General features: G+C 59.4%; 12 protein-coding genes. 10 read left to right on the forward strand and 2 right to left on the reverse strand.

The window, feature by feature from the left end; all coding sequences use genetic code 11:
* Nucleotides 1-549: 549 nt before the first annotated feature.
* The 10 genes from ISP19_RS11205 (at nt 550) to ISP19_RS11250 (ending at nt 17,700) form a co-directional block, all read left to right on the forward strand.
* Entirely contained in the window at nt 550-3,033 is a 2,484-nt protein-coding gene (locus ISP19_RS11205; protein ID WP_204682028.1) for a type VI secretion system Vgr family protein, read from the forward strand.
* 45 nt (nt 3,034-3,078) lie between these two features.
* Nucleotides 3,079-4,422 carry a hypothetical protein gene (locus ISP19_RS11210; protein WP_204682030.1) on the forward strand — a complete coding sequence of 448 codons (1,344 nt, stop codon included), beginning with the start codon at nt 3,079-3,081 and terminating at the stop codon, nt 4,420-4,422.
* 4 nt (nt 4,423-4,426) lie between these two features.
* Nucleotides 4,427-6,316 (forward strand): esterase/lipase family protein, encoded by a 1,890-nt coding sequence (locus ISP19_RS11215; protein ID WP_204682032.1) that lies wholly within the window; start codon nt 4,427-4,429, stop codon nt 6,314-6,316.
* A 98-nt stretch (nt 6,317-6,414) separates the two neighbouring features.
* On the forward strand, nt 6,415-7,428 hold the full coding sequence (locus ISP19_RS11220; protein ID WP_204682034.1) for a T6SS immunity protein Tli4 family protein: 1,014 nt from the start codon (nt 6,415-6,417) through the stop codon (nt 7,426-7,428).
* A gap of 176 nt (nt 7,429-7,604) precedes the next feature.
* The gene (locus tag ISP19_RS11225) at nt 7,605-9,497 is read left to right on the forward strand and encodes an esterase/lipase family protein (protein ID WP_204682037.1); all 1,893 of its coding nucleotides are present in this window, start codon (nt 7,605-7,607) and stop codon (nt 9,495-9,497) included.
* A 98-nt stretch (nt 9,498-9,595) separates the two neighbouring features.
* On the forward strand, nt 9,596-10,606 hold the full coding sequence (locus tag ISP19_RS11230; protein WP_204682039.1) for a T6SS immunity protein Tli4 family protein: 1,011 nt from the start codon (nt 9,596-9,598) through the stop codon (nt 10,604-10,606).
* A gap of 176 nt (nt 10,607-10,782) precedes the next feature.
* Entirely contained in the window at nt 10,783-12,675 is a 1,893-nt protein-coding gene (locus ISP19_RS11235) for an esterase/lipase family protein (protein ID WP_204682041.1), read from the forward strand.
* A 98-nt stretch (nt 12,676-12,773) separates the two neighbouring features.
* Nucleotides 12,774-13,787: a T6SS immunity protein Tli4 family protein gene (locus ISP19_RS11240; RefSeq protein WP_204682043.1), complete on the forward strand. Its 1,014-nt coding sequence runs from the start codon at nt 12,774-12,776 to the stop codon at nt 13,785-13,787.
* A 37-nt stretch (nt 13,788-13,824) separates the two neighbouring features.
* The gene (locus ISP19_RS11245) at nt 13,825-14,112 is read left to right on the forward strand and encodes a PAAR domain-containing protein (RefSeq protein WP_204682045.1); all 288 of its coding nucleotides are present in this window, start codon (nt 13,825-13,827) and stop codon (nt 14,110-14,112) included.
* 84 nt (nt 14,113-14,196) lie between these two features.
* Nucleotides 14,197-17,700, forward strand: coding sequence for an ImcF-related family protein (locus tag ISP19_RS11250; protein ID WP_204682047.1), 3,504 nt, complete (start codon nt 14,197-14,199; stop codon nt 17,698-17,700).
* Between the two features lie 453 nt (nt 17,701-18,153).
* On the opposite strand, the gene lspA is transcribed toward ISP19_RS11250, so the two are convergent.
* Nucleotides 18,154-18,639, reverse strand: coding sequence for a signal peptidase II (lspA, locus tag ISP19_RS11255; RefSeq protein WP_204682049.1), 486 nt, complete (start codon nt 18,637-18,639; stop codon nt 18,154-18,156).
* Nucleotides 18,640-18,773: 134 nt separating this feature from the next.
* Entirely contained in the window at nt 18,774-21,632 is a 2,859-nt protein-coding gene (gene ileS / locus ISP19_RS11260; RefSeq protein WP_204682060.1) for an isoleucine--tRNA ligase, read from the reverse strand.
* Nucleotides 21,633-21,646 lie beyond the last annotated feature (14 nt).

The following is a 21,646-nucleotide window of genomic DNA, read 5'->3' on the forward strand; positions in this document are numbered from 1 at the left end:
TTTGCCGGACAGTCGGCCGGGCGAACCGTCAACAGGTTTCGCATGCGCCAAGGCGGATTGCCCGTATGCGTCCTATTGCGACCTAAAGTGCCCGATCAAGACTCCGAATCAGGACCGGCGCGTTCATATAAACACCTATTTCAAATCACATTTGGGTGCACCAACAGGTGTCCGAGGCGGCGCGCCCCCCTATTGGTCCCCCGACCATCGCGCTTGGATTCGCGCTGCCCGATTATGCGGGCGCCCCGAAGAGCCTCTCCGTGCGCGGCATTCCGGCGGCCTGCATTCACGCATTACTTGAACTGACATAAGCAAGTGCCATGCGCGCCAGCACCCACCCTGGTAGAACACCTACACGTCACGCATAAAAACCCTACGAAAAACGCGCCATTCGCCTGATGTGCGCGCCCATGGAGCAGCCACATCATTCAACCACCCGCGGCCATATCTCGGCCTGCTTATGGGTACAGGAGCGCACCTGCGCACACCGCACCGTCCGACATGCGCGACGCGTGTGCCGTGACTTGGGCTTTTCAAAGGGACTTCCGCGTGACATCGCTTGCACAGATCAGCCAGGCCTATCATTTGCACATCGCCGGCACCCAGGCACTGTTTTCTGTCCAGAGTTTCAAGGGCAAGGAAGCACTCAGCACGCCCTATCGTTTCGAGATCGACGTCACCTGCGCAGCGGCGGACCTGGCCACCGCCTCCGTGCTCGGCAAAACGGCGAGCTTCACCATCCAGCCCATCGATACCGCCGCCGCGTCGCTGCGTCGCCTCGTCGGCGAGCTGGCCGATACACTCGCCGCCCCGGCGCCTGCGCGCCTCTTCCGCGGCCTGATCACCCAGTTCGACCAGCTCGACACCTCCGCCGACCAGACCCACTACCGCCTGGTCCTCGAACCGCGCCTCGCCGACCTATCGCGCGAGGTCACCAGTCGCCTGTTTCAGAAGCGCAGCGCACCGGAGATCCTCGAAGACGTGCTGCGCCACGCCGGCTTCACCGCCAACGATTTCCAGTTCACGCTGCGCGCCGGTTATCCCACGCGGGAATACACCACCCAGTACGACGAAACCACCCTCGCCTTTCTCCAACGCATCGCCGCCGACGAAGGGATCTGGTTTCGCGTTATCCCGACCGATGACCGCGACGTCATCGTCTTCGGTGACGATATCGACGCCTACCAGCGCAGCGGCCTCAGCGTGCCCCTGCGCGCCGACGCCGGCCTGGAAAGCGCGGGCGCCGAAGCGATCACCTCGCTCACTCAGCAGCGCCGCCGCGTCACCCAAGCGGTGCGCCTGCATGACAACAACCCCCGCACCACCGGTGTCTCGCTGCTCACCGACGCCAACGTTGCCCGCGACGACCGCACCACCGCCGGCACCGACTACCGCTGGGGCGAGCATCCAACCGACCCCGAGGATGCCCAGCGCCTCGCCCGGCTGCGCCATCAGGCGCACCTCACCCAGCAGATCGTCTACGACGGCACCGGCAACGTGCTCGCCCTCGCGCCGGGCAGCGTGCTGCGGCTGCGCGACAAGCCCCTGCCCGATGCCTCGCACGGCCTGATGATCACCGCCGTCACCCACACCGCCGCCCGCGATCAGCCCTACATCAACACCTTTACCGCCATCCCCGCCGATCGCCCCTATCGCAGCCAACCCCTGCCCTGGCCCAGCATCAACGGCCTGCTGCCCGCGCGCATCGTCTCGCCGGGCAACTATAAGTACGCCTATCTCACCCAGGACGGCGAGTACCGCGTGCAGCTGCCCTTCGACCTGGACAGCTGGAGCCCCGGCGGCAGCAGCCGCCCGGTACGTCTGGCCAAACCCTACAGCGGCCGCGACTACGGCCATCACTTCCCGCTGATCGACGGCGCGGAAGTCATCCTGGGCTTTACCCAGGGCGATCCGGATCGCCCCACCATCGTCGGCGCCGTGCACAACAGCCAGCGCACGGATCTGGTCACCCACCAGAACAACACCCGCAACCTGATCCGCACCGCCGCCGGTAACGAGCTACGCATGGAGGATTACCAGGGCGTTGAACACATCCATCTCAGTACGCCCACCCAGACCAGCGAACTCAACCTGGGGCATATGGTGGATGGGCAGAACACGCCGCGCGGCATCGGGGCGGAGCTGCGTACCGATGGGCATGCCAGTGTGCGGGCGGCCAAAGGCGTGTTCGTCAGTGCCGATGCGCAGCCGGGGGCCCATGGCCAGCAATTGGAGATGCAGGCGGCCATCGGGCAACTGCAACAGGCGCTCGCACAGACCCAGGCGCTGACGGAGGCGGCCCAGGCCGCCCAAGCCATCGCCGCCGATTACCGCAAGCAAAAAGACTTGTTCGAGCAATCACTCGATCAGCTGAAAAAGGCGGGCATCCTGATCAGTGCGCCCGATGGCATCGGCCTCACCACCGGCGGCTCGCTGCAACTCAACGCCGCGCAAAACCTCATCGCCAGCGCTGGCGGCCATCTCGATGTCGGGGTCATGAAGCGCATCACCGTGGCAGCAGGCGAGTTGGTCTCGGTGTTCGCGCAGAAGCTCGGCATCAAATTATTTGCCGCCAAGGGCAAGGTGGAGATTCAGGCGCAGAGCGATGCGATGCAACTGCTGGCGGACCAGAACATGACCATCACCAGCGTCAACGGCCGGGTCACGATCGAGGCCAAGGACGAATTGCTGCTCAAATGCGGCGGCTCCTATTTCCGCATGTCCGCCACCGGCATCGAGGAAGGTACGCGTGGTGATCGCACGATCAAGTCGGCGGCGTTCGCCCGGCAAGGGCCTTCATTCGTGGCACAACACATGAACAGTCTTCCGAGCACGGCCTTCAATGATCCCTACGTGCTCCGCAGCAAGATCACCGGCGAAGTGCTCAAACAGCAGCCATACGAAATCGTTCGCGCAGATGGCACGCGCATCAAAGGCACTACCGATGACTTAGGGCGAACGAGCATACAGAAAAGCCACGATGTGGAAGATGTTGTGATCCGTGTGCCACCCCATCACGGAGGCTCGACATGAGCCTACGACAGCACGCACTTCCCCCCATCCCAACAGAGGTACGTTATGGCGGTTGATTTCTCACTACTACCCTCCGAAGAACCTGCACAGATCAGCGCACCATCACGACCCGTCTGGACCATTGCCTTCTTCCTGATGGTGCTTGCCGGTGTTTTTGCCGTGCTGCTTTTCTGGCCGAAAGACATGCCAACCCAAACATGGAAGTTTTGGACCAGCCTGGTGCTTTTTCCGATAGGCATCCCTGCGCTCATCGTGCTGCGCCGATACAGCATTTACGAAGGAGACCAACTGGATGCTTCGTTACACAACGAAGCCGTGCGTGACTTCAACACTCGTGTTTTTGAAGCGGCAAGCACTCCGCTCGTGCTGATGGACGCGGCCCACCGCTTTTCTGCGGAGCCCGACAAGAACACCGCCAAGGCCGTCCGGGACGGCGCCGTAACCCTGACGTCTCAAGATCCCATCGCCAAGAAGGGGGAGCCCGTCAAAGCCCGTTGGCTGATAGTGCCTGGCATGCGCATCACGGCGGGTAAAGCTGAAGATGACCGCCATCGTCGCCAACAAGTGACAGTATGGCTGTTCAACGAATTGCTGGACGAGGTTTTGCCGCGCATTGAGTCGCTTCCCGCCTGTATGCCCTTAACCATTCATCTGGCCCTGGCCAATGGGTTCACGCATGAAGAAAACCTGCATCTGTGGCGGCAATGCTGGCACGCCCGCTCGCTTCGCTCAGCGGACGTTACGCCTCCAAGCACAACGCCAGCCGACCTTATGTTGCTCGACACTTGGCTGGATCAGACGCTCGAGCAGGCACAGCTGCACGCCACACTTTTGGTGGCTATCCAATTACACCCCCTGCTTTCCGATGCACCGGATGCCGGCACCGCCGAGGCAGGCACGGCCCTGTTGCTGGTGCCAGAATCCTTAGCCACGCAGCATCGGTTGCCGCACATAGCCCACCTGCATCGTCCAGTGCAAAGCCTGCTCGATCAACCGGGCGATGCACTTTCGCATGCCTTGCAATGGGCCGGCATTGAAGGTGCACACATCGCGACCGGCTGGCAGACCGGCTTGGATGTGGCGCAAGCGGGCGCGTTGATCGAACCGTCAAAGAAAATCGACCTCGCCGCTCGCATCACCGATCTCAACCAGACCGTGGGCCATGCAGGCGCTGCCGCGCCTTGGCTGGCCTTGGCATGCGCCGCCTCATCACTTTCGGAAGAAAAGCAACAAATCGTTCTCGTCGGCCAGAACAAACACATCCATTGCGCCGTGATGAAGCACGTGGGTACCGATGCGGCAACGCAGGCACCCGCGAACGAGGATTCGCGTGATCGCCTAGCCGCACCACACCTCCCTTCCCCGTCGATCTCGCAAGCCTATATGTAGCCCTATGAGCAACAGCACATCTGACACCAGCCGCTCCGCGCCCGATAGCAACACAGCGCCCAGCGCAGACAATGACGATGTCGTCCGGATCGTTGGCGGTTTCGACGACGACGGTACGCCTTACGCACGTGCCGTGCTCACCCCCAACGAAGATCAGCGCACCAAGGAAATTCTCGTTGATCATCGTCCCGCTATTCCGGTCATCTTCCTGCCCGGTGTGATGGGCACGTTGCTGTCAGACAAAACGACGGGTAAACCGGTGTGGTCTCCGCCGAATCTGGATGCTATAGGCTCCGGCATCGTTGGCGTCGCGTCGGTTCTTGCAGGCTGGCCCGTTGGCGCGGCCAAGCGCGCCAAGCACTTCGACCCTGATCAGGCCGTGGTTGATCCGCGCGGCCCCATCAAGCTCGGCAACAGTGGACTTACCGAAGAGGAAGCCCGTCGGCGCGGCTGGGGAGCACTGCATCGCTGGAGCTATCAGCCCACGTTGGCGTGGCTCGAATATACACTCAACCATCCCATGCTCGCCGGCCTTCCACATGGTGAATGGGTGCAGGGCGATGCGGAGGGTGTCCACGCCGCCTTGAAAGCCGTGCTGGGCACCGACCCTGCCGACTATGGCGGCTACGGCCAAGGCCGTCAGATCGATGCTAACTCGGAAGCTTTCAAGTCGCTGGTCCGCTATCGCTACCGCGTTTACGCCATCGGCTACAACTGGTTGAAGTCCAATGACATCTCCGGCAAACAGGTGCTGGATGGATTCGATTACACGGATCAGAAGACGAAGAAAGTCACCCGTGTCATGGGCATTCGTGAGATATGCCGTGAAAACAACGTCGAAAAGGCCATCATTATCACGCACTCCATGGGTGGACTGGTGGCACGCATGGCCTCGCAGTTCCACGGCGGCGCCGATGCAATTTATGGCGTCATCCACGGTGCACAACCGGCCACGGGCGCTCCGCTGTTCGCCAAGCGTTTTCGCACCGGCGCAGAAGGCACCACCTTCCAAGACCGTCTAGCCAACCAAAGCCTGCTGGGTCGCAATGCGGCGGAATTTGTGGCCGTGGCCAGCAGTGCGGAGGGACCAATGGAATTGGCGCCGATGCCGGATTACATCGATGGCGCACCCTGGTGGATTTTTACTGACAAGAAAGGCAAAGAGATTATGGCGTTGCCCGAGGACAGCGCATTGGACGAAATCTATATCAATGACAAATGGTACGCCTTGCTACCGGACAGCTCCTTGCTCGATCCCGCGGGCATAGTGAAGAAAAAGCTGGAAGAACAAAGGAATCCTGCTTGCATGCACGATTACTTCAAGCAGGTAATGGCCGACGTAGTTGATCGACAAAAACGGTTAAGAAACAACTATCACCCAAACACCTATGCCATCTACGGAAATGGCGAACTAACGAAAGCTAGTGCGATCAACCAGGAGCCGCCAAAGCTGGAAACCAGTGCGCCCGAAGAGAAGCTGATGACCTGGGGCAAGGTGGTATGGCAAGGCGATTTCCCCGAAGGAGTGGATGAGAAGCAATTGAAAGCAGCGCAACTCGTTCACGACAATCACAAAGGGGAGCTAACTATCATCGTGGGTGGGCGCACGGTCAAGGTCACCGTACAACAGAAAGCCATTGCTCAGAAAAATGGAGAAAGAGATAACGGCATTATCGCGGGTGACGGCACCGTACCGATCTGGTCTGCCGAAGCGCAAGCTCGCGGAGTAACTCCGAACCTATCCATGGCCTCAGGTAAGGCTAAAGGCGTGCAGATGGTCTTCGTGCAGGGTGGATACGAGCATCAGTTTTGCTTCGATCACCCCTGGTCGCGCTGGGCCACGCTGTACAGCATGGCGCAAGTTGCGCACAGCATTAAGGCAAGATTTCAATGATCTTTCATCCGCTCTCTTCGTGCTTAGTGAGTGTTCTCTTTTCTCTTTCGATATATGTGTTGACCTCCATCGCGTGGACAGTTTCTGCGGAGCCCCTAATGAACAATAACCCCTTACTTGCCGATTCTCGTCCATGGTGCATTGGTCGTTTCGTCATCGATCGCCCAGCGCACAGTGAGATTTCCGCCGAGGAGTATCGGTATTGGGGCGACAAAGTCGACATCACCAGAAACGTCACCATTGGAACCTTCGAATACAAAGTCAAGGCTCGTGAAAATGAGTTGAAGAACTACAAACGCACAAATTCCATTTCCTATAAAGAAATGTTAGCAAAAGGACTAGATTCCATGATCTTGGAAACGGAGGTTCCATGGCTGGAAAAGACCTCCTCCCCAACACCAACTTCTCGCCTCTTTATTTTCAGGAGACGCGTAGATCATCCAGATCTGCTCATCGATGAAGAGGGATATCTACTTGCGGGAAGCACAATGCTCACCATGAAATCACCGCTCCGCCCAAGTGACATCGAGAAATCCATCGAGCGAACAACCGACATCTACAGGAACATCACCTATCGCGATGACTGGACCGTTCCTGCCGAACGAGGTTTCTGCATCAATGGCGCCCTGATCGGCGGCCCTTCGCGTAATAGCGAAGACGTCACACAATCCATCATTTTGATGCCGGGACGTCGCTCCTTGCTTGTGATCCAAATGAGCGCGGCCATCGAGGGTGATCCCGACACGTCGCTACTCGAGGCCTTACCCGACTTAAAACAACAATTACACAACCAAGGCTATAGCCACTACGTCCACATCCTTCGAAAAGGCAAACGCCAAGTAGCTGGCATGGACGCAGAAGAAGTTCTGCTCTCGATCAGGGACGGCAAGACACAACTGTTCCGCTTCTATCTACTTGCACCCGGCAACCCCGCAACGACAGCCCAACCCCGTATCGACATTCAATTGGAGCTTGGTGACGCGTTGACCGATTATGACAAGGAGCAGAGCGAAACGCAGGAAACCATGTCCTCGCCTGTCGATGAAGCCGGCGCGATCCAGGCGTGGGACACGCTACTGAACAGCATGCGTTTGCGGCCAGGGGCGATGTAACGACGCGTTGCTGGCGATATCGAGCGCGTAGCTTCGCAGCGCCGGTAGATAGCCTTCTGTTCGCAACGGGCCTATTTGCTTGCGCACACCATGAATCCACTAATAAAACCACGCGCAATCACGCAGCGCATCACACCTCCCTTCCCCGTCGATCTCGCAAGCCTATGTGTAGCCCTATGAGCAACAGCACATCTGACACCAGCCGCTCCGCGCCCGATAGCAACACAGCGCCCAGCGCAGACAATGACGATGTCGTCCGAATCGCTGGCGGGTTCGACGACGACGGTACGCCTTACGCACGCGCCGTGCTCACGCCCAACGACGATCAGCGCACCAAAGAAATTCTGATCGATCATCGCCCCGCTATTCCGGTCATCTTCCTGCCCGGTGTGATGGGCACGTTGCTGTCAGACAAGACCACCGGAAAATTCGTGTGGTATCCACCCAATATGGACGCCGTGGGCTCCGCTATTTCCGGCATTGCATCCGTCATAGCCGGACGATTCGCCAGCCCCGCCGCACGCGCGAAACGCTTCGATCCGCAGAACGCCGTGGTCGATCCCACCGGTCCGGTTATGGTCGGTAATAGCGGCCTGACCGAGGACGAAGCTCGTCGGCGTGGTTGGAGCACCGTGCATCGTTGGAGTTATCAGCCGACGTTGGCCTGGCTCGAATATACGCTCAACCATCCCATGCTCGCCGGCCTTCCCCATGGCGAATGGGCGCAGGGTGATGCGGAGGGAGCCAAAGCCGCCCTGAAAGCCGTGCTGGGTACCGATCCGGCGGACTACGGCGCTTATGGATCCGGCGGCTCCATCGACGCCAACTCCGACGTATTCAAGTCGCTGCTCCGTTATCGCTACACCGTCTATGCCATTGGCTACAACTGGCTTCAATCGAACCAGAAGTCGGGCGAGGACGTGTTGAATGGCCTTGATTTCAAAGACCAGAAAACGAAAAAGACCACCCGCATCATGGGCATCCGCGAAATCTGCCGGGAAAACAAAACAGAGAAGGCGATCATCATCACCCACTCGATGGGCGGCCTGGTCGCACGCATGGCTTGCCAATTTTCGGACGGTGCCAAAGACATGTACGGCGTGATCCACGGTGCGCAACCGGCCACGGGGGCGCCTCTGTTCGCCAAGCGTTTTCGCACGGGTGCTGAAGGCACCACTTTCAAGGACAGGCTCGCCAATAAAAGCTTGCTAGGCGCTGATGACGCCCAATTTGTCGCGGTAGCAAGCAACGCGGAGGGGCCTATGGAATTGGCGCCGATGCCTGATTACTACGATGGCAAGCCGTGGTGGATTTTTGTGGATAAGAACGGCAAGGAGCGTATGGCATTGCCACAACAAAGTGCCCTCGACGAGATTTACCTCTGCGACAAATGGTATGGCCTATTGCCTGACAGCTCCTTGCTGGACCCTGCGGGAGTAGTAAAAGAAAGATTGGACAAAGAGAAACATCCGCCAAGCGTTCTCAAAAACTTCAAAGACACGATGCGCGCAGTGGTCAAGCGACAGGACAAATTACGTAACTACTACCACCGCAACACCTATGCAATGTACGGAAATGGCGCGCTAGAAGCAAAGCCTACCGATGGCAACCAAGAAGCACCGAAGCTGGAATTCAGTCAGCCAGACGAGAAGCTGACAACCTGGGGCACGGTGATTTGGCAGGGCGACATTCCCGACGGCGTTGAGGAAGATGAATTGAACACCGCCCAACTGGTCTATGACGATCACCATGGCGTGCTCAAGCTTATGGTAGCCAGCAGGATCATAACGCTCACGGTGCAGCAGAAAGCCATCGCACCGAAGAAGGGAGAAAGAAATAATGGCATCGTCAAAGGTGACGGCACCGTGCCGATCTTCTCCGCCGAGGCGCAAGCTCGCGGCGTGACCTCCTCCCTGTCAATGGTTTCTGGTAAAGCCGAGGGTGTACAGATGGTCTTTGTGCAGGGTGGCTACGAACATCAATTTTGCTTCGACCATCCTTGGTCGCGCTGGACCACGCTGTACAGCATGGCTCAGATCGCGCACAGCATTAAGGCAGATATCCAATGACCTGTAGCTTCAGCGCTTTCCGCGCACTGTGCCTATCTCTCTTTTTCTTGGTGAATGGCCTATCCGCATTTGCGCGAACGGCCCATGTGGAGCCTATGATGACTGATAACCCCTTACTTTCCGATCCTCGCCCGTGGTGCATCGGCCGTTTCGTCATCGATCGTCCAACTCATAGTGAGGTAAGTTACGAAAAATACGAATTCTGGGGAGACAAGATCAACATCATCAATAACGTCAGTCTTGGAACATTCCAACACAAGGCCAGTGAGCGTGAAGATGAACTAAGAAAGAAGAGGCGCACCATCCTCATCCCATATAAAGAATCGGTAAAAAGAGGTTTGCCGAATGGGGTTCTTGAAACCGACGCCTCGTGGCTAGAAAAGGTCTTATCGCCGACTCAAAATTCTCGCCTTTTTATTTTCAAAGAGGACGGAGAAAGCGATGCCTCATTTAGTGCCGACGGCTATGTACTGGCTGGCACAACAATGCTAACGATGAAGTCTTCTGTCGCAGACGATGGCGTACAGAAGTTTATCGACCTTACAACCGCTGAATATCAAAGCATCACCTACCGCGAAAACTGGACCGTCCCCGCAGAACGCGGCTTCTGTATCAACGGCGCTCTAATCGGTGGCCCTTCACGCAACAGCGAAGTCGCCGAACAAACCATTTCTATGATACCTGGCAAGCCCTCTTTGTTCGTTATAAAAATGCGCGATGCGGTTGAGGCAGATCGGAAATTCTCATTACTAAAGACACTGCCTGATCTACGCAATGACCTCAAAGAGAGAGGTTACAGCCACAACGTGCGCGTCCTGCGCGAAGGAAATCGCCAAGTAGCCGGTATGGATGCTGAGGAAGTATTGCTCTCGATCAAAGATGGAGAAACGCAAGTGTTCCAATTCTACTTGCAGGCCCCAGGCAATCCCGACACAACCGCACAACCGCACACCGAAATTCAACTATTGCTAGGCGACGAACTCTCCGACGCTGACAAAGACAGCGGCATGAAGCCAGAAGACATGTCCTCGCCTGTCGACGAGGCCGGCGCGATCCAGGCGTGGGACACGCTACTGAACAGCATGCGTTTGCGGCCAGGGGCGATGTAACGACGCGTTGCTGGCGATATCGAGCGCGTAGCTTCGCAGCGCCGGTAGATAGCCTTCTGTTCGCAACGGGCCTATTTGCTTGCGCACACCATGAATCCACTAATAAAACCACGCGCAATCACGCAGCGCATCACACCTCCCTTCCCCGTCGATCTCGCAAGCCTATGTGTAGCCCTATGAGCAACAGCACATCTGACACCAGCCGCTCCGCGCCCGATAGCAACACAGCGCCCAGCGCAGACAATGACGATGTCGTCCGAATCGCTGGCGGGTTCGACGACGACGGTACGCCTTACGCACGCGCCGTGCTCACGCCCAACGACGATCAGCGCACCAAAGAAATTCTGATCGATCATCGCCCCGCTATTCCGGTCATCTTCCTGCCCGGTGTGATGGGCACGTTGCTGTCAGACAAGACCACCGGAAAATTCGTGTGGTATCCACCCAATATGGACGCCGTGGGCTCCGCTATTTCCGGCATTGCATCCGTCATAGCCGGACGATTCGCCAGCCCCGCCGCACGCGCGAAACGCTTCGATCCGCAGAACGCCGTGGTCGATCCCACCGGTCCGGTTATGGTCGGTAATAGCGGCCTGACCGAGGACGAAGCTCGTCGGCGTGGTTGGAGCACCGTGCATCGTTGGAGTTATCAGCCGACGTTGGCCTGGCTCGAATATACGCTCAACCATCCCATGCTCGCCGGCCTTCCCCATGGCGAATGGGCGCAGGGTGATGCGGAGGGAGCCAAAGCCGCCCTGAAAGCCGTGCTGGGTACCGATCCGGCGGACTACGGCGCTTATGGATCCGGCGGCTCCATCGACGCCAACTCCGACGTATTCAAGTCGCTGCTCCGTTATCGCTACACCGTCTATGCCATTGGCTACAACTGGCTTCAATCGAACCAGAAGTCGGGCGAGGACGTGTTGAATGGCCTTGATTTCAAAGACCAGAAAACGAAAAAGACCACCCGCATCATGGGCATCCGCGAAATCTGCCGGGAAAACAAAACAGAGAAGGCGATCATCATCACCCACTCGATGGGCGGCCTGGTCGCACGCATGGCTTGCCAATTTTCGGACGGTGCCAAAGACATGTACGGCGTGATCCACGGTGCGCAACCGGCCACGGGGGCGCCTCTGTTCGCCAAGCGTTTTCGCACGGGTGCTGAAGGCACCACTTTCAAGGACAGGTTCGCCAATAAAAGCCTACTGGGTGCCGATGACGCTCAATTTGTTGCTGTCGCGAGCAACGCCGAAGGGCCGATGGAGTTGGCGCCGATGCCTGATTACTACGATGGCAAGCCGTGGTGGATTTTTGTGGATAAGAACGGCAAGGAGCGTATGGCATTGCCACAACAAAGTGCTCTCGACGAGATTTACCTCTGCGACAAATGGTATGGCTTGTTACCGGATAGTTCTTTGCTGGATCCAGCGGGAATTGTGCGAGAGAAGCTCAAAAAAGAGAATAGGAACACGAGCGTACATGAAAACTTTCAGAAGACACTGCTTGCAGTGGCTCACAGGCAAGAATTGCTGCGTAACAACTATCATCCAAATACCTATGCGATGTACGGAAACGGCGCTCTCGAACCCAAAACTTCCGATGGAAGCGAAAAGTCTTCAAAGCTGGAATTCAGTCATCCAGGCGACAAGCTGACAACTTGGGGAACGGTGATTTGGCAAGGTGACATTCCCGATGGCGCTGGGGAAGATGAACTGAAAACCGCCCAACTGATCCATGACGATCATCATGGTGTGCTCAAGATATTGGTAGCTGGCCAGACCGTAACGTTCACCGTGCAGCAGAAAGCCATCGCACCGAAGGGGGGAGAAATAGATAACGGCATCGTCAAAGGTGACGGCACCGTACCGATCTTTTCTGCCGAATCGCAAGCTCGTGGAGTAATCCCCGCCCTGTCGATGGCTTCGAGTAAAGCCGAGGGTGTGCAGATGGTCTTTGTGCAGGGTGGCTACGAGCATCAGTTTTGCTTCGCTCACCCTTGGTCGCGCTGGGCCACGTTGTACAGCATGGCCAAGATTGCGCACAGCATCAAAGCGAAAGTCCAATGAACCTTAGCGTACCCTCTTCGCGCGTGCTACCTGCACTTCTGTTTGTATCACTGTTCAATCTTTCCACCTTTGCGCGGACGACCTCTGTGGAACCTATTATGAATAACAATCCCTTGCTTGCAGGCTCTCGCCCTTGGTGCATAGGTCGATTTGTAATTGACCGTCCCGCCCATAGCGAGATTGGCTATGAAAAGTATGAATTCACCGGCGACAAGATTGATATTACTCGAAACGTTAGCCTTGGAACGTTTCAATACAAAGTCGACGCACGCGAAGATGAACTAAGGGAAAAGAAGCGCACCATTCTCATCCCGTATAAAGAATCAGTCAAAAGAGGGCTTCCAAATGGGGTTGTGGGAACCGAAATACCGTGGCTGGAAAAGGCTGTTTCTCCGTCACAAACATCGCGTTTACTGATTTATAGGCAATATGGAGATCATCTGAATCTTCCGCTTGATGGAGAGGGGTACGTACTGACAGGAAGCACCATGCTTTCCATGAAATTCGATTTAGGAGGCAGCGTTATCCAAAAGGTCATCCTCGACGAAAGCGATTGGTACAGAAACGTTTCCTACCGCGATAACTGGGATATTCCCACCGAACGCGGCTTCTGCATCAACGGCGCCCTGATCGGCGGCCCTTCACGTAATAGCGAAGTTGCCGAGCAAACCATTTCTATGATACCTGGCAAGCCCTCTTTGTTCGTTATTAAAATGCGCGACGCGGTTGAGGCGGATCGGAAATTCTCATTACTAAAGACACTGCCTGATCTACGCAATGACCTCAAAGAGAGAGGTTACAGCCACAACGTACGCGTCCTGCGCGAAGGAAAACGCCAAGTGGCAGGCATGGACGCCGAGGAAGTGTTGTTGTCCATCAAAGATGGCAAAACGCAAGTATTCCAGTTTTATTTGCAGGCTCCAGGCGACCCCAACACAACCGCCCAGCCGCATACCGAAATCCAGCTGTTACTAGGCGACGAACTTTCCGACGCCGATAAAGACAGCGGCATGAAGCCAGAAGACATGTCCTCGCCTGTCGACGAGGCCGGCGCGATCCAAGCGTGGGACACGCTGCTCAACAGCATGCATTTGCGGCCGGGTGCCATGTGATGGCGCTATGAAGAGCGCGCAGTCAAAGGAATGAGCCATGAGACGTTACGACATCCTGAAAGGCGATTCGACCACCGCTGGCGGCACCGTCGAAGGCGGCGATGCCAACGACATGGTGAACAACCGCGAACAAGCTTTTGAAAACGATCCTGTGTGGTGCCCCGCCTGCAACACCCTGGGGCGCATCGTGTGCGACGGACCACGTATATCAATGAAGGGGCCCGATGGCCGCGAAGCCGCGTTGAGCGACGACCTGTGCGTATGCCGATGCAGCCCGAGCCCGCGCCTGATCCCCTCTCAGAGCACCTCTTACGTGGACGTTTGATGCACTAAGGTCGTTTTGGGCCCAATGTGGTTGTCGCCGCGACGCGGCCACTATGACGGACCTTTTGCAGAAATACGGAAAGCCATGACTAAACTACGGAAAGATCAGCTGTCCATTCTGATATTGGCGCTCCTCGCTATCGGCGCCATCCTGCTTTTCGGGGAACGCCTGGGTATCAAGACTCCGGACGAGCGAAGTATCTGGGTTTCAGCGGTAGCGCTTTGCTCCGTCGTGCTGACCATCATCGCTGGCCTCGAGCTTTGGGGCCGCTGGTCGGGAGCGAAGCATACACTTAGAAAATGGCTTCACCTTCGCCTGCCTGAAATGGTCGGCACCACGCAGGCCAGCGTGCTTGCGTCGCGTCAGGCGACCGCAGCGTCTTCGGACACCTTTGCTCTTCTTTTTCAGGAGCTGAAACGCCGCCACGGCTGGCACTGGCGTTATCGCGATCGCTGGCTGCTGGTGTGCGGCGATGACGCGGCGGTCGATGCCTTGGCACCGGCACTACGCAAGAACGGTTATGCCATCCACCCGGGCATGGTGTTGCTGCACACCGGCTACGGCGACACGCTCGACGCGACGCGATTGCACGCTATCGCCCGCATGCGTCGCCGCCGTCCCGTGGATGCGCTGGTGCAGGTTTTGCCCCATCAGGACGACGGCGCGACCTCGTTCCAGGTAGATGCCCTTTCCCAAGCATGGTTCTCGCAGGCCAACGCGCTGCGCTGGGCCGCGCCCACCTACGTGCTGAACGTCGTCACCGTCGACGGTGCCATGCCCGAGCAAGGCGAAGCGATTGCCTGCCTGTGGCAAGGCCGGGTCGAGGCGGAGCGGGAAATCGCCGCACTGACCGACCTGTCGCGCGTGCTGGCCGATACCGCCGTGCAGCGCATGAGCGAGCAGCGCCAGGTGCGTTACCTCGCGCAACTGTCGGGCTACATCGCCGCGCAGGCTGCCGCGTTGGTGGCGTGCCTGGCGCAGATCGGCCGTGGTTATCGCCGGCAGGCGCTTATCGCCGGTGTGCTGTTTGCGCCAGCCTTCAAGCCCAAGCCCGATCGCGTGGCGGGCTTCGATCACGCCGTGCCGTCGCATCAGGCCACCTGGGACACCATCGCCGCGCACAGCCGACGTGTGCGTGGACACCGCATGGGTTTCTCGTGGCCGAGCGTGTGCGCCTGGGCCGTGACCGGCTGCGCGGTGGCGTGGCTGCTGGGTACGCTGGTGTCGTTCACGCTCAACCGCAACGCGATCGTGCGGGTGCAATCGGCGCTGCAAACGGTGCGCACCGCCACCACGCGCACGCAATCCTTGCAGGCGCTGGATGTCGTGCAAAAGCAGCTGGATACGCTGGAGGCACATCAGCCGCATGGCGCGCCGTGGCGCCTGCGTTTTGGTCTGAACCGCGACCGGGCCTTGCAAGCGGCGTTGTGGCCCTCGTATGCCGCGGCGAGCGCGCGTGCGCTGGTGCAGCCGTGGCGTGCCGAGCTGGAGCAGCGGCTGCAAAAGCTCGGCACCTTGTCCGACCAGGCCTTGGCGAGCGGTGGCGAGGATACGGTGAAAGGCGCGTATGCGGATCTGAAGGCCTATCTGATGCTGGCCGACCCCACGCATGTCGAGGCGCCCTTCCTCACGCAACAGTGGCTGGCGGCATCCGCCGCGCAGCGTCCACGTGATACGTCGCTGAGCGGAGGGGCGTGGAACGACCTGATGCAGCATCTGGTCACCTTTCATGTGGAGCACCTGGCTCAGGCGCATCTGCCCGGAGGTGTCTCGTTGGCTGCGCCAGCCCAGCCGGCCCTGGTGAACGCGGCGCGGCAGACCTTGGTCGGGGTGATTGGCCTGCAGAATTCCACCGATGCGGTGTATCAGCAGATCCTGGCGGAGAACCGCGACAAGTATCCCCCGCTGTCCCTGCAAACGCTGCTGGGCGATAGCAGCAGCCGCGGCGTGTTCGCCACCTCGGAAACCGTGGCCGGCGTATTTACCCGCCATGCCTGGGATGAGCGCATCGGCAAGGCGATCGACCAAGCCGGTGCCACGCGCACGGTGGCGGGCGATTGGGTGCTGAGTGATAGCCGGGCTGCTTCTGCCGCACCCTCGGCCGATGCCCTGCGCACTGCGTTGCGCGAACGCTATTTCAGCGATTACGCACGCGCCTGGCAGCAGTTCCTCAACAGCGTGCGCTGGCAGCCGGAGGCCTCGCTGTCCGGCACCGTCGACCAGATGAACCTGCTGGCCGATCCGCAGCGTTCCCCGCTGTTGGCGTTGTTCAAGGTGATCGTGTATCAGGCCGGCACGGGGACGGAGGTGGCGTCGCTGTCCGATACGCTGGTGAACAAGGCCAAACAACTGGTGCACCGTGATGAACCCAATCCGTCCAGGAGCGCGGCGCCCGCCGATGCTTCACCGCTGGCCAACGCGTTCGGGCCACTGCTGCAACTGGCGGGCGGCGATGATACGGATGCAACGCGGAAGGAGGCGCTCAGCGCCGCCGGCAGCGACATCAGCCTGGCGCGGTATCTGGAGCGCGTGACAGCGGTGCGCCTGAAGCTGCAGCAGATCATGCTGAGCACCGATCCGGATGCGATGGCGCGGGTGACCGCGCAGGCCATCCTGCAAGGCAGGACGTCCGAGCTGGCCGACAGCCGCGACTACGCCGGCCGGGTAGCGGCCAGCCTGGGGCAGCAATGGGGTGGCTTCGGCGATGCGCTGTTCCAGCGTCCGCTGGATCAGGCCTGGGATGCGGTGCTGACGCCGGCGGCGGCCAGCCTCAACGACACCTGGCGTAGCACCCTGTTATCGGACTGGCATGCCAGCTTTGATGGGCGCTACCCCTTCGCCGATAGCGACAACGATGCATCGCTGCCGGAGCTCGCGCGCTTCCTGGCGGCGAACCACGGCGTGCTGATGCAGTTTGTGCAAACCCAGCTGGGTGGCATCCTGGAACGCCAGGGTGATCACTGGGTGGAAGTGCAAGGCGCGGGACGCCAGGCGCTGCACGTCGACCCGGCCTTTCTGGACGCGCTCAATCGCCTGCAACACACCGCCGGCGTGCTGTTTCCTTCCGCCGATTCACGCGTGCGCTACGAACTGCGTGCCGTGCCGACACCCGGCATCACGGACTTTTCCATCGTGCTGTCCGGCCGCCAGCTGCATTACTTCAACCAGCGCGAAGCCTGGATGCCGTTCGAGTGGCCTGGCGATGCGCTGGACAACCTCACCCGCATCGACTGGCAAACCCAGCAAGGCGGCTTGCGCTCCACGCTGGAATTCGAAGGCCGCTTCGGCCTGATCCGTTTGCTGGAGCGCGCCACGGTCAAGCAAGAGGACAGCGCCCGTTATCTGCTGACCTGGACGCCGTCGTTAGGCAGCACACCGGATCTGCGCGTGCAGTTGCGCAGCGAAACCGGTAAGGGACCGCTGGAGGTGTTGGCGCTGCGGCATTTTCTGTTGCCGACGCGCATTTTTAAGGGCAGCGACGCAGCACGGCGGGTCGCGGGCGGGCCCCTGCCACCCGAGGGCGTCGCCGCATCGGGCGAGGCGCCCTCTTCCAAGTTGCCGCGCATTGCACTGCCGGAAAGGGATTGAGCATGTTTGCGAATCTGCTGAAACGCCCCCTGCCCTACGAACGGACTAGGGCCTGTCAACGCTATTGGCGTAGCCCGCGCCGCAAGATGTTTACGCGCCAGCCAAGAAAGAGTGAGGGAGTGTACGCCGGTACACGACTGAGCGATGACGCCGGATGGCGGGCAAACAGACCCTAAATCACCTCAACGAATCGATCCTTCCCCAAGTCGTCGAGCTTCTGGAAGGCATCAAATTTATCGATGCACCCTCCTCCGCACCCGTGAGTAGCGGCACTACGGCAGTGCCCCATCTGCTATCGATACGAAAACCATCGAGACCATAAGCCAAGTGTATTACCCCTGCGAAATTTCGGTCAGGTAGCAGCTGCTGCCTACCTCGGCAATCCCGTACGGGATACACGCTCATGCGCGCATACAGTGCGGTAACGGACATGTGGAATAGATCAGAGCACCCCTAAGGACGCGATGGACGCAAACCAAACAGGATCAGCAACACGGCACCCACGCAAACCCCGCAGTCGGCAACGTTGAAGGTGGGGTAGTACCAGTCACGGTAGTAGACCTGGATAAAGTCGGTAACCTGCGCCGCGTGCAGGCGATCGATCAGATTGCCCAGCGCACCACCGATCACCAGCGACAGCGGCAAGGCAGTGCGCCATTCACGGCGCGCGGTACGCGCCAGCCAGATCACCAGTGCGACGCTGATCACCACCGCCAACACGACGAAGAACCAGCGCTGCCAGCCACCACTCTGGGCGAGAAAACTGAAAGCCGCGCCAGTGTTGAAGGCCAGCGTCCAGTTGAGAAACCCCGGAATGACCGGATGTGGCGTGCCCTCCGGCTGCAGCGCGGTGAGCGCCCACCACTTGGTGAGCTGGTCGGCGACGATCAGCAACACGGAAACCAGCAGCCAGGGAAGTGCGTTGGGTTTGGAGTTCATGGAGTTTCTCTAAAGGGACAACGCCCATCACCTGCACATGAATGCGAAGAGCCATGCTTGCCTTGCCGCCATTCCCGCTTGCACGGGAATGACGGCGCGAAAAACGATGACCGCGAAAAAAGGCTAAACCGCGATCAGAACCAGCGACGCTCTTCGCCCGGCCCTTCCACATTGCTCACGCAACGACTGCAAATGTCCGGATGCGCCGGGTTGCTGCCCACGTCCTCGCGACGATGCCAGCAGCGAATGCACTTGGCCGCGTCGCTCACACTGGCGGCCACATGCACTTCGCCACCTTCCAGCGGCAACGCAGCCGCATCGGCCGGACGTGACTGCAACGGGGCGAAGCTCAGCTCGGACGTGATGAAGAAGAAGCGCAATTCGTCCGCTGTCTCGGCATAGCGCGCGGTGGTGGCCGGATCGGCATGCAGCACCAGCTTGGCTTCCAATGCGGCACCGATACGCTCGGCCTTGCGCATGTCTTCCAGCACACGCGACGCGGTATCGCGGATCGCCAGCAGGTCGGCCCAGTAACGGCGCTGCTCCGGCGAAGCTTGCGTGTTCACCAGACCGTCGTACCAGGTTTCGAACAACACGCTTTCGCTGCGCTCGCCGGGCATGTGCTGCCAGATTTCTTCCGCGGTGAACGACAGCACCGGCGCCAGCCAACGTACCAGCGCTTCCAGGATGCGATACATCGCGCTCTGCGCACTGCGCCGGCCGAGGCTTTCGGTCGGCATGGTGTAGAGGCGGTCCTTGGTGATGTCCAGGTACAGCGCGCCCATTTCGTTGGTGCAGAAGTTCTGCACGCGCTGCACGATTTCGGGGAAGTCGTAACGTTCGTACGCGGCGACGACCGCCTGCTGGACTTCATAAGCCTGGCCGATCGCCCACTGATCGAGCAGCAGGCTGTTCTCCACCGGCACCAGATGTTTGGCCGGATCGAAACCATCCAGATTACCGAGCAGGAAGCGCGCGGTATTGCGGATACGGCGATAGGCGTCGGCCACGCGCTTGAGGATTTCGTCGGAAACCGACATCTCATTGCGGTAATCCGCGCTGGCCACCCACAGGCGCAGGATGTCGGCGCCGAGGGTATCCATCACCTTCTGCGGCAACACCACGTTGCCTTGCGACTTGGACATCTTGCGGCCCTGCCCGTCCACGGTGAAGCCGTGCGTAAGCAGCGCCTTGTACGGCGGTTGGCCGTCGAGCATCGACGAGGTGAGCAAGGAGGAATGGAACCAGCCGCGATGCTGGTCCGAACCTTCCAGATACAGGTCGGCGGCGAAGGTGGAGACATCCACGTGCGAACCGCGCAACACGTGCCAATGCGTGGTGCCCGAGTCGAACCACACATCAAGCGTGTCGCGATTCTTTTCGTAATGCTGGGCTTCTTCCGCGCTCAGGAAATCACTGGGCTCGACGCTCTGCCATGCTTCGATGCCGTGCTGCTCGATGCGCTTGGCCACTTCTTCCAGCAGTTCCGGCGTACGCGGATGCAACTCGCCGGTTTCGCGGTGCACGAAGAAGGCCATCGGCACGCCCCACTGACGCTGGCGCGACAAGGTCCAGTCGGGACGATTGGCGATCATCGCGTGCAGGCGCTGCTTGCCCCAGGCGGGATAGAACTTGGTGGCCTCGATGCCTTCCAGCGCGGTTTCACGCAGCGTCTTGCCGCCATCGTTCGGCGTGGTATCCATGCCGGCAAACCACTGCGAGGTGGCGCGATAGATGATCGGCGTCTTGTGCCGCCAGCAATGCATGTAGCTGTGCGTGTACTTGTTCTGGTGCAGCAGCGAGCCGGCCTGCTCCAGCGCTTCGACGATCCTGGGATTGGCCTTCCACAGGAACATGCCGCCGAACAACGGCAAGCTGGCGGCGTAGTGGCCGTCGCCCATCACCGGATTGATGATCTCGGCGTCCTTCATGCCGTGCGCCTTGCACGAGAGGAAGTCTTCCACACCGTAAGCCGGCGATGAGTGCACGATGCCGGTACCGGTATCCAGCGTCACATAGTCGCCGAAATACACCGGCGCCAGCCGCGCATAGCCCGGATCGGCCGCGTACAGCGGATGGCGGAACTTCAGGTCACCCAGCGCCTGCCCCGGGGCCGAGGCAATGACCTGCCCTTCCAGACCATACGTCTTGAGGCATTCCTCGACGCGCTCGCTGGCAAGAATCAGCAAGCCCTTCGGCGTATCCACCAGGCTGTAGCTGAATTCCGGATGCAGGTTGAGTGCCTGGTTGGCGGGGATCGTCCACGGCGTGGTGGTCCAGATCACGATCTGGCCGTTGGGCTTGGGCAGTTTTTCCAGGCCGAAGGCGTTGGCGACTGCGGCGGGATCGTCAAAGGCAAAACCGACGTCGATGGCGATGTCGGTCTTGTCTTCGTATTCCACTTCCGCTTCGGCCAACGCCGAACCGCAGTCGAAGCACCAGTTCACCGGCTTCAGGCCACGGTAGATGTAGCCCTTGCGCAACATTTCCGACAGTGCGCGAATCTCCAGGGCTTCATTGGCGTGATCCATCGTGAGGTACGGGCGCTCCCAGTCGCCCAGCACACCCAGTCGCTTGAAGTCGGCCTTTTGCGCTTCGATCTGCTCAGCTGCATAGGCGCGCGCCTTGCGCTGCACTTCTGCGGCTGGAAGATTCTTGCCGAACTTCTTTTCGATCTGGATTTCGATCGGCATGCCGTGGCAATCCCAGCCGGGCACATACGGCGCATGGAAGCCGGCCAGCACTTTCGACTTGACGATGATGTCCTTGAGGATCTTGTTGACCGCATGGCCGATGTGAATCGCGCCGTTGGCGTACGGCGGACCATCGTGCAGCATGAACATCGGACGGCCGACGGTCCTGGCCTGGATCTGGTGGTAACGCCCCGCCTTTTCCCACTCGGCCAGCCAACCCGGCTCGCGCTTGGGCAGGTCGCCGCGCATCGGGAAGCTGGTTTGCGGCAGGTTGATGGTGCTCTTGTAGTCCTGGGTCATCGCTCGGTTGCCGT

The sequence above is a fragment of the Dyella flava genome (assembly GCF_016904955.1).
Taxonomy (GTDB): Bacteria; Pseudomonadota; Gammaproteobacteria; order Xanthomonadales; family Rhodanobacteraceae; genus Dyella_B; species Dyella_B flava.

Coding starts and splice junctions, on each gene's coding strand:
- ISP19_RS11235 (WP_204682041.1), top strand. CDS start 10,783: ATGAGCAACAGCACATCTGACACCAGCCGCTCCGCGCCCGATAGCAAC.
- ISP19_RS11230 (WP_204682039.1), top strand. CDS start 9,596: ATGACTGATAACCCCTTACTTTCCGATCCTCGCCCGTGGTGCATCGGC.
- ISP19_RS11210 (WP_204682030.1), top strand. CDS start 3,079: ATGGCGGTTGATTTCTCACTACTACCCTCCGAAGAACCTGCACAGATC.
- ISP19_RS11220 (WP_204682034.1), top strand. CDS start 6,415: ATGAACAATAACCCCTTACTTGCCGATTCTCGTCCATGGTGCATTGGT.
- ISP19_RS11215 (WP_204682032.1), top strand. CDS start 4,427: ATGAGCAACAGCACATCTGACACCAGCCGCTCCGCGCCCGATAGCAAC.
- ISP19_RS11225 (WP_204682037.1), top strand. CDS start 7,605: ATGAGCAACAGCACATCTGACACCAGCCGCTCCGCGCCCGATAGCAAC.
- ISP19_RS11240 (WP_204682043.1), top strand. CDS start 12,774: ATGAATAACAATCCCTTGCTTGCAGGCTCTCGCCCTTGGTGCATAGGT.
- ISP19_RS11250 (WP_204682047.1), top strand. CDS start 14,197: ATGACTAAACTACGGAAAGATCAGCTGTCCATTCTGATATTGGCGCTC.
- lspA (WP_204682049.1), bottom strand. CDS start 18,639: ATGAACTCCAAACCCAACGCACTTCCCTGGCTGCTGGTTTCCGTGTTG.
- ileS (WP_204682060.1), bottom strand. CDS start 21,632: ATGACCCAGGACTACAAGAGCACCATCAACCTGCCGCAAACCAGCTTC.
- ISP19_RS11245 (WP_204682045.1), top strand. CDS start 13,825: ATGAGACGTTACGACATCCTGAAAGGCGATTCGACCACCGCTGGCGGC.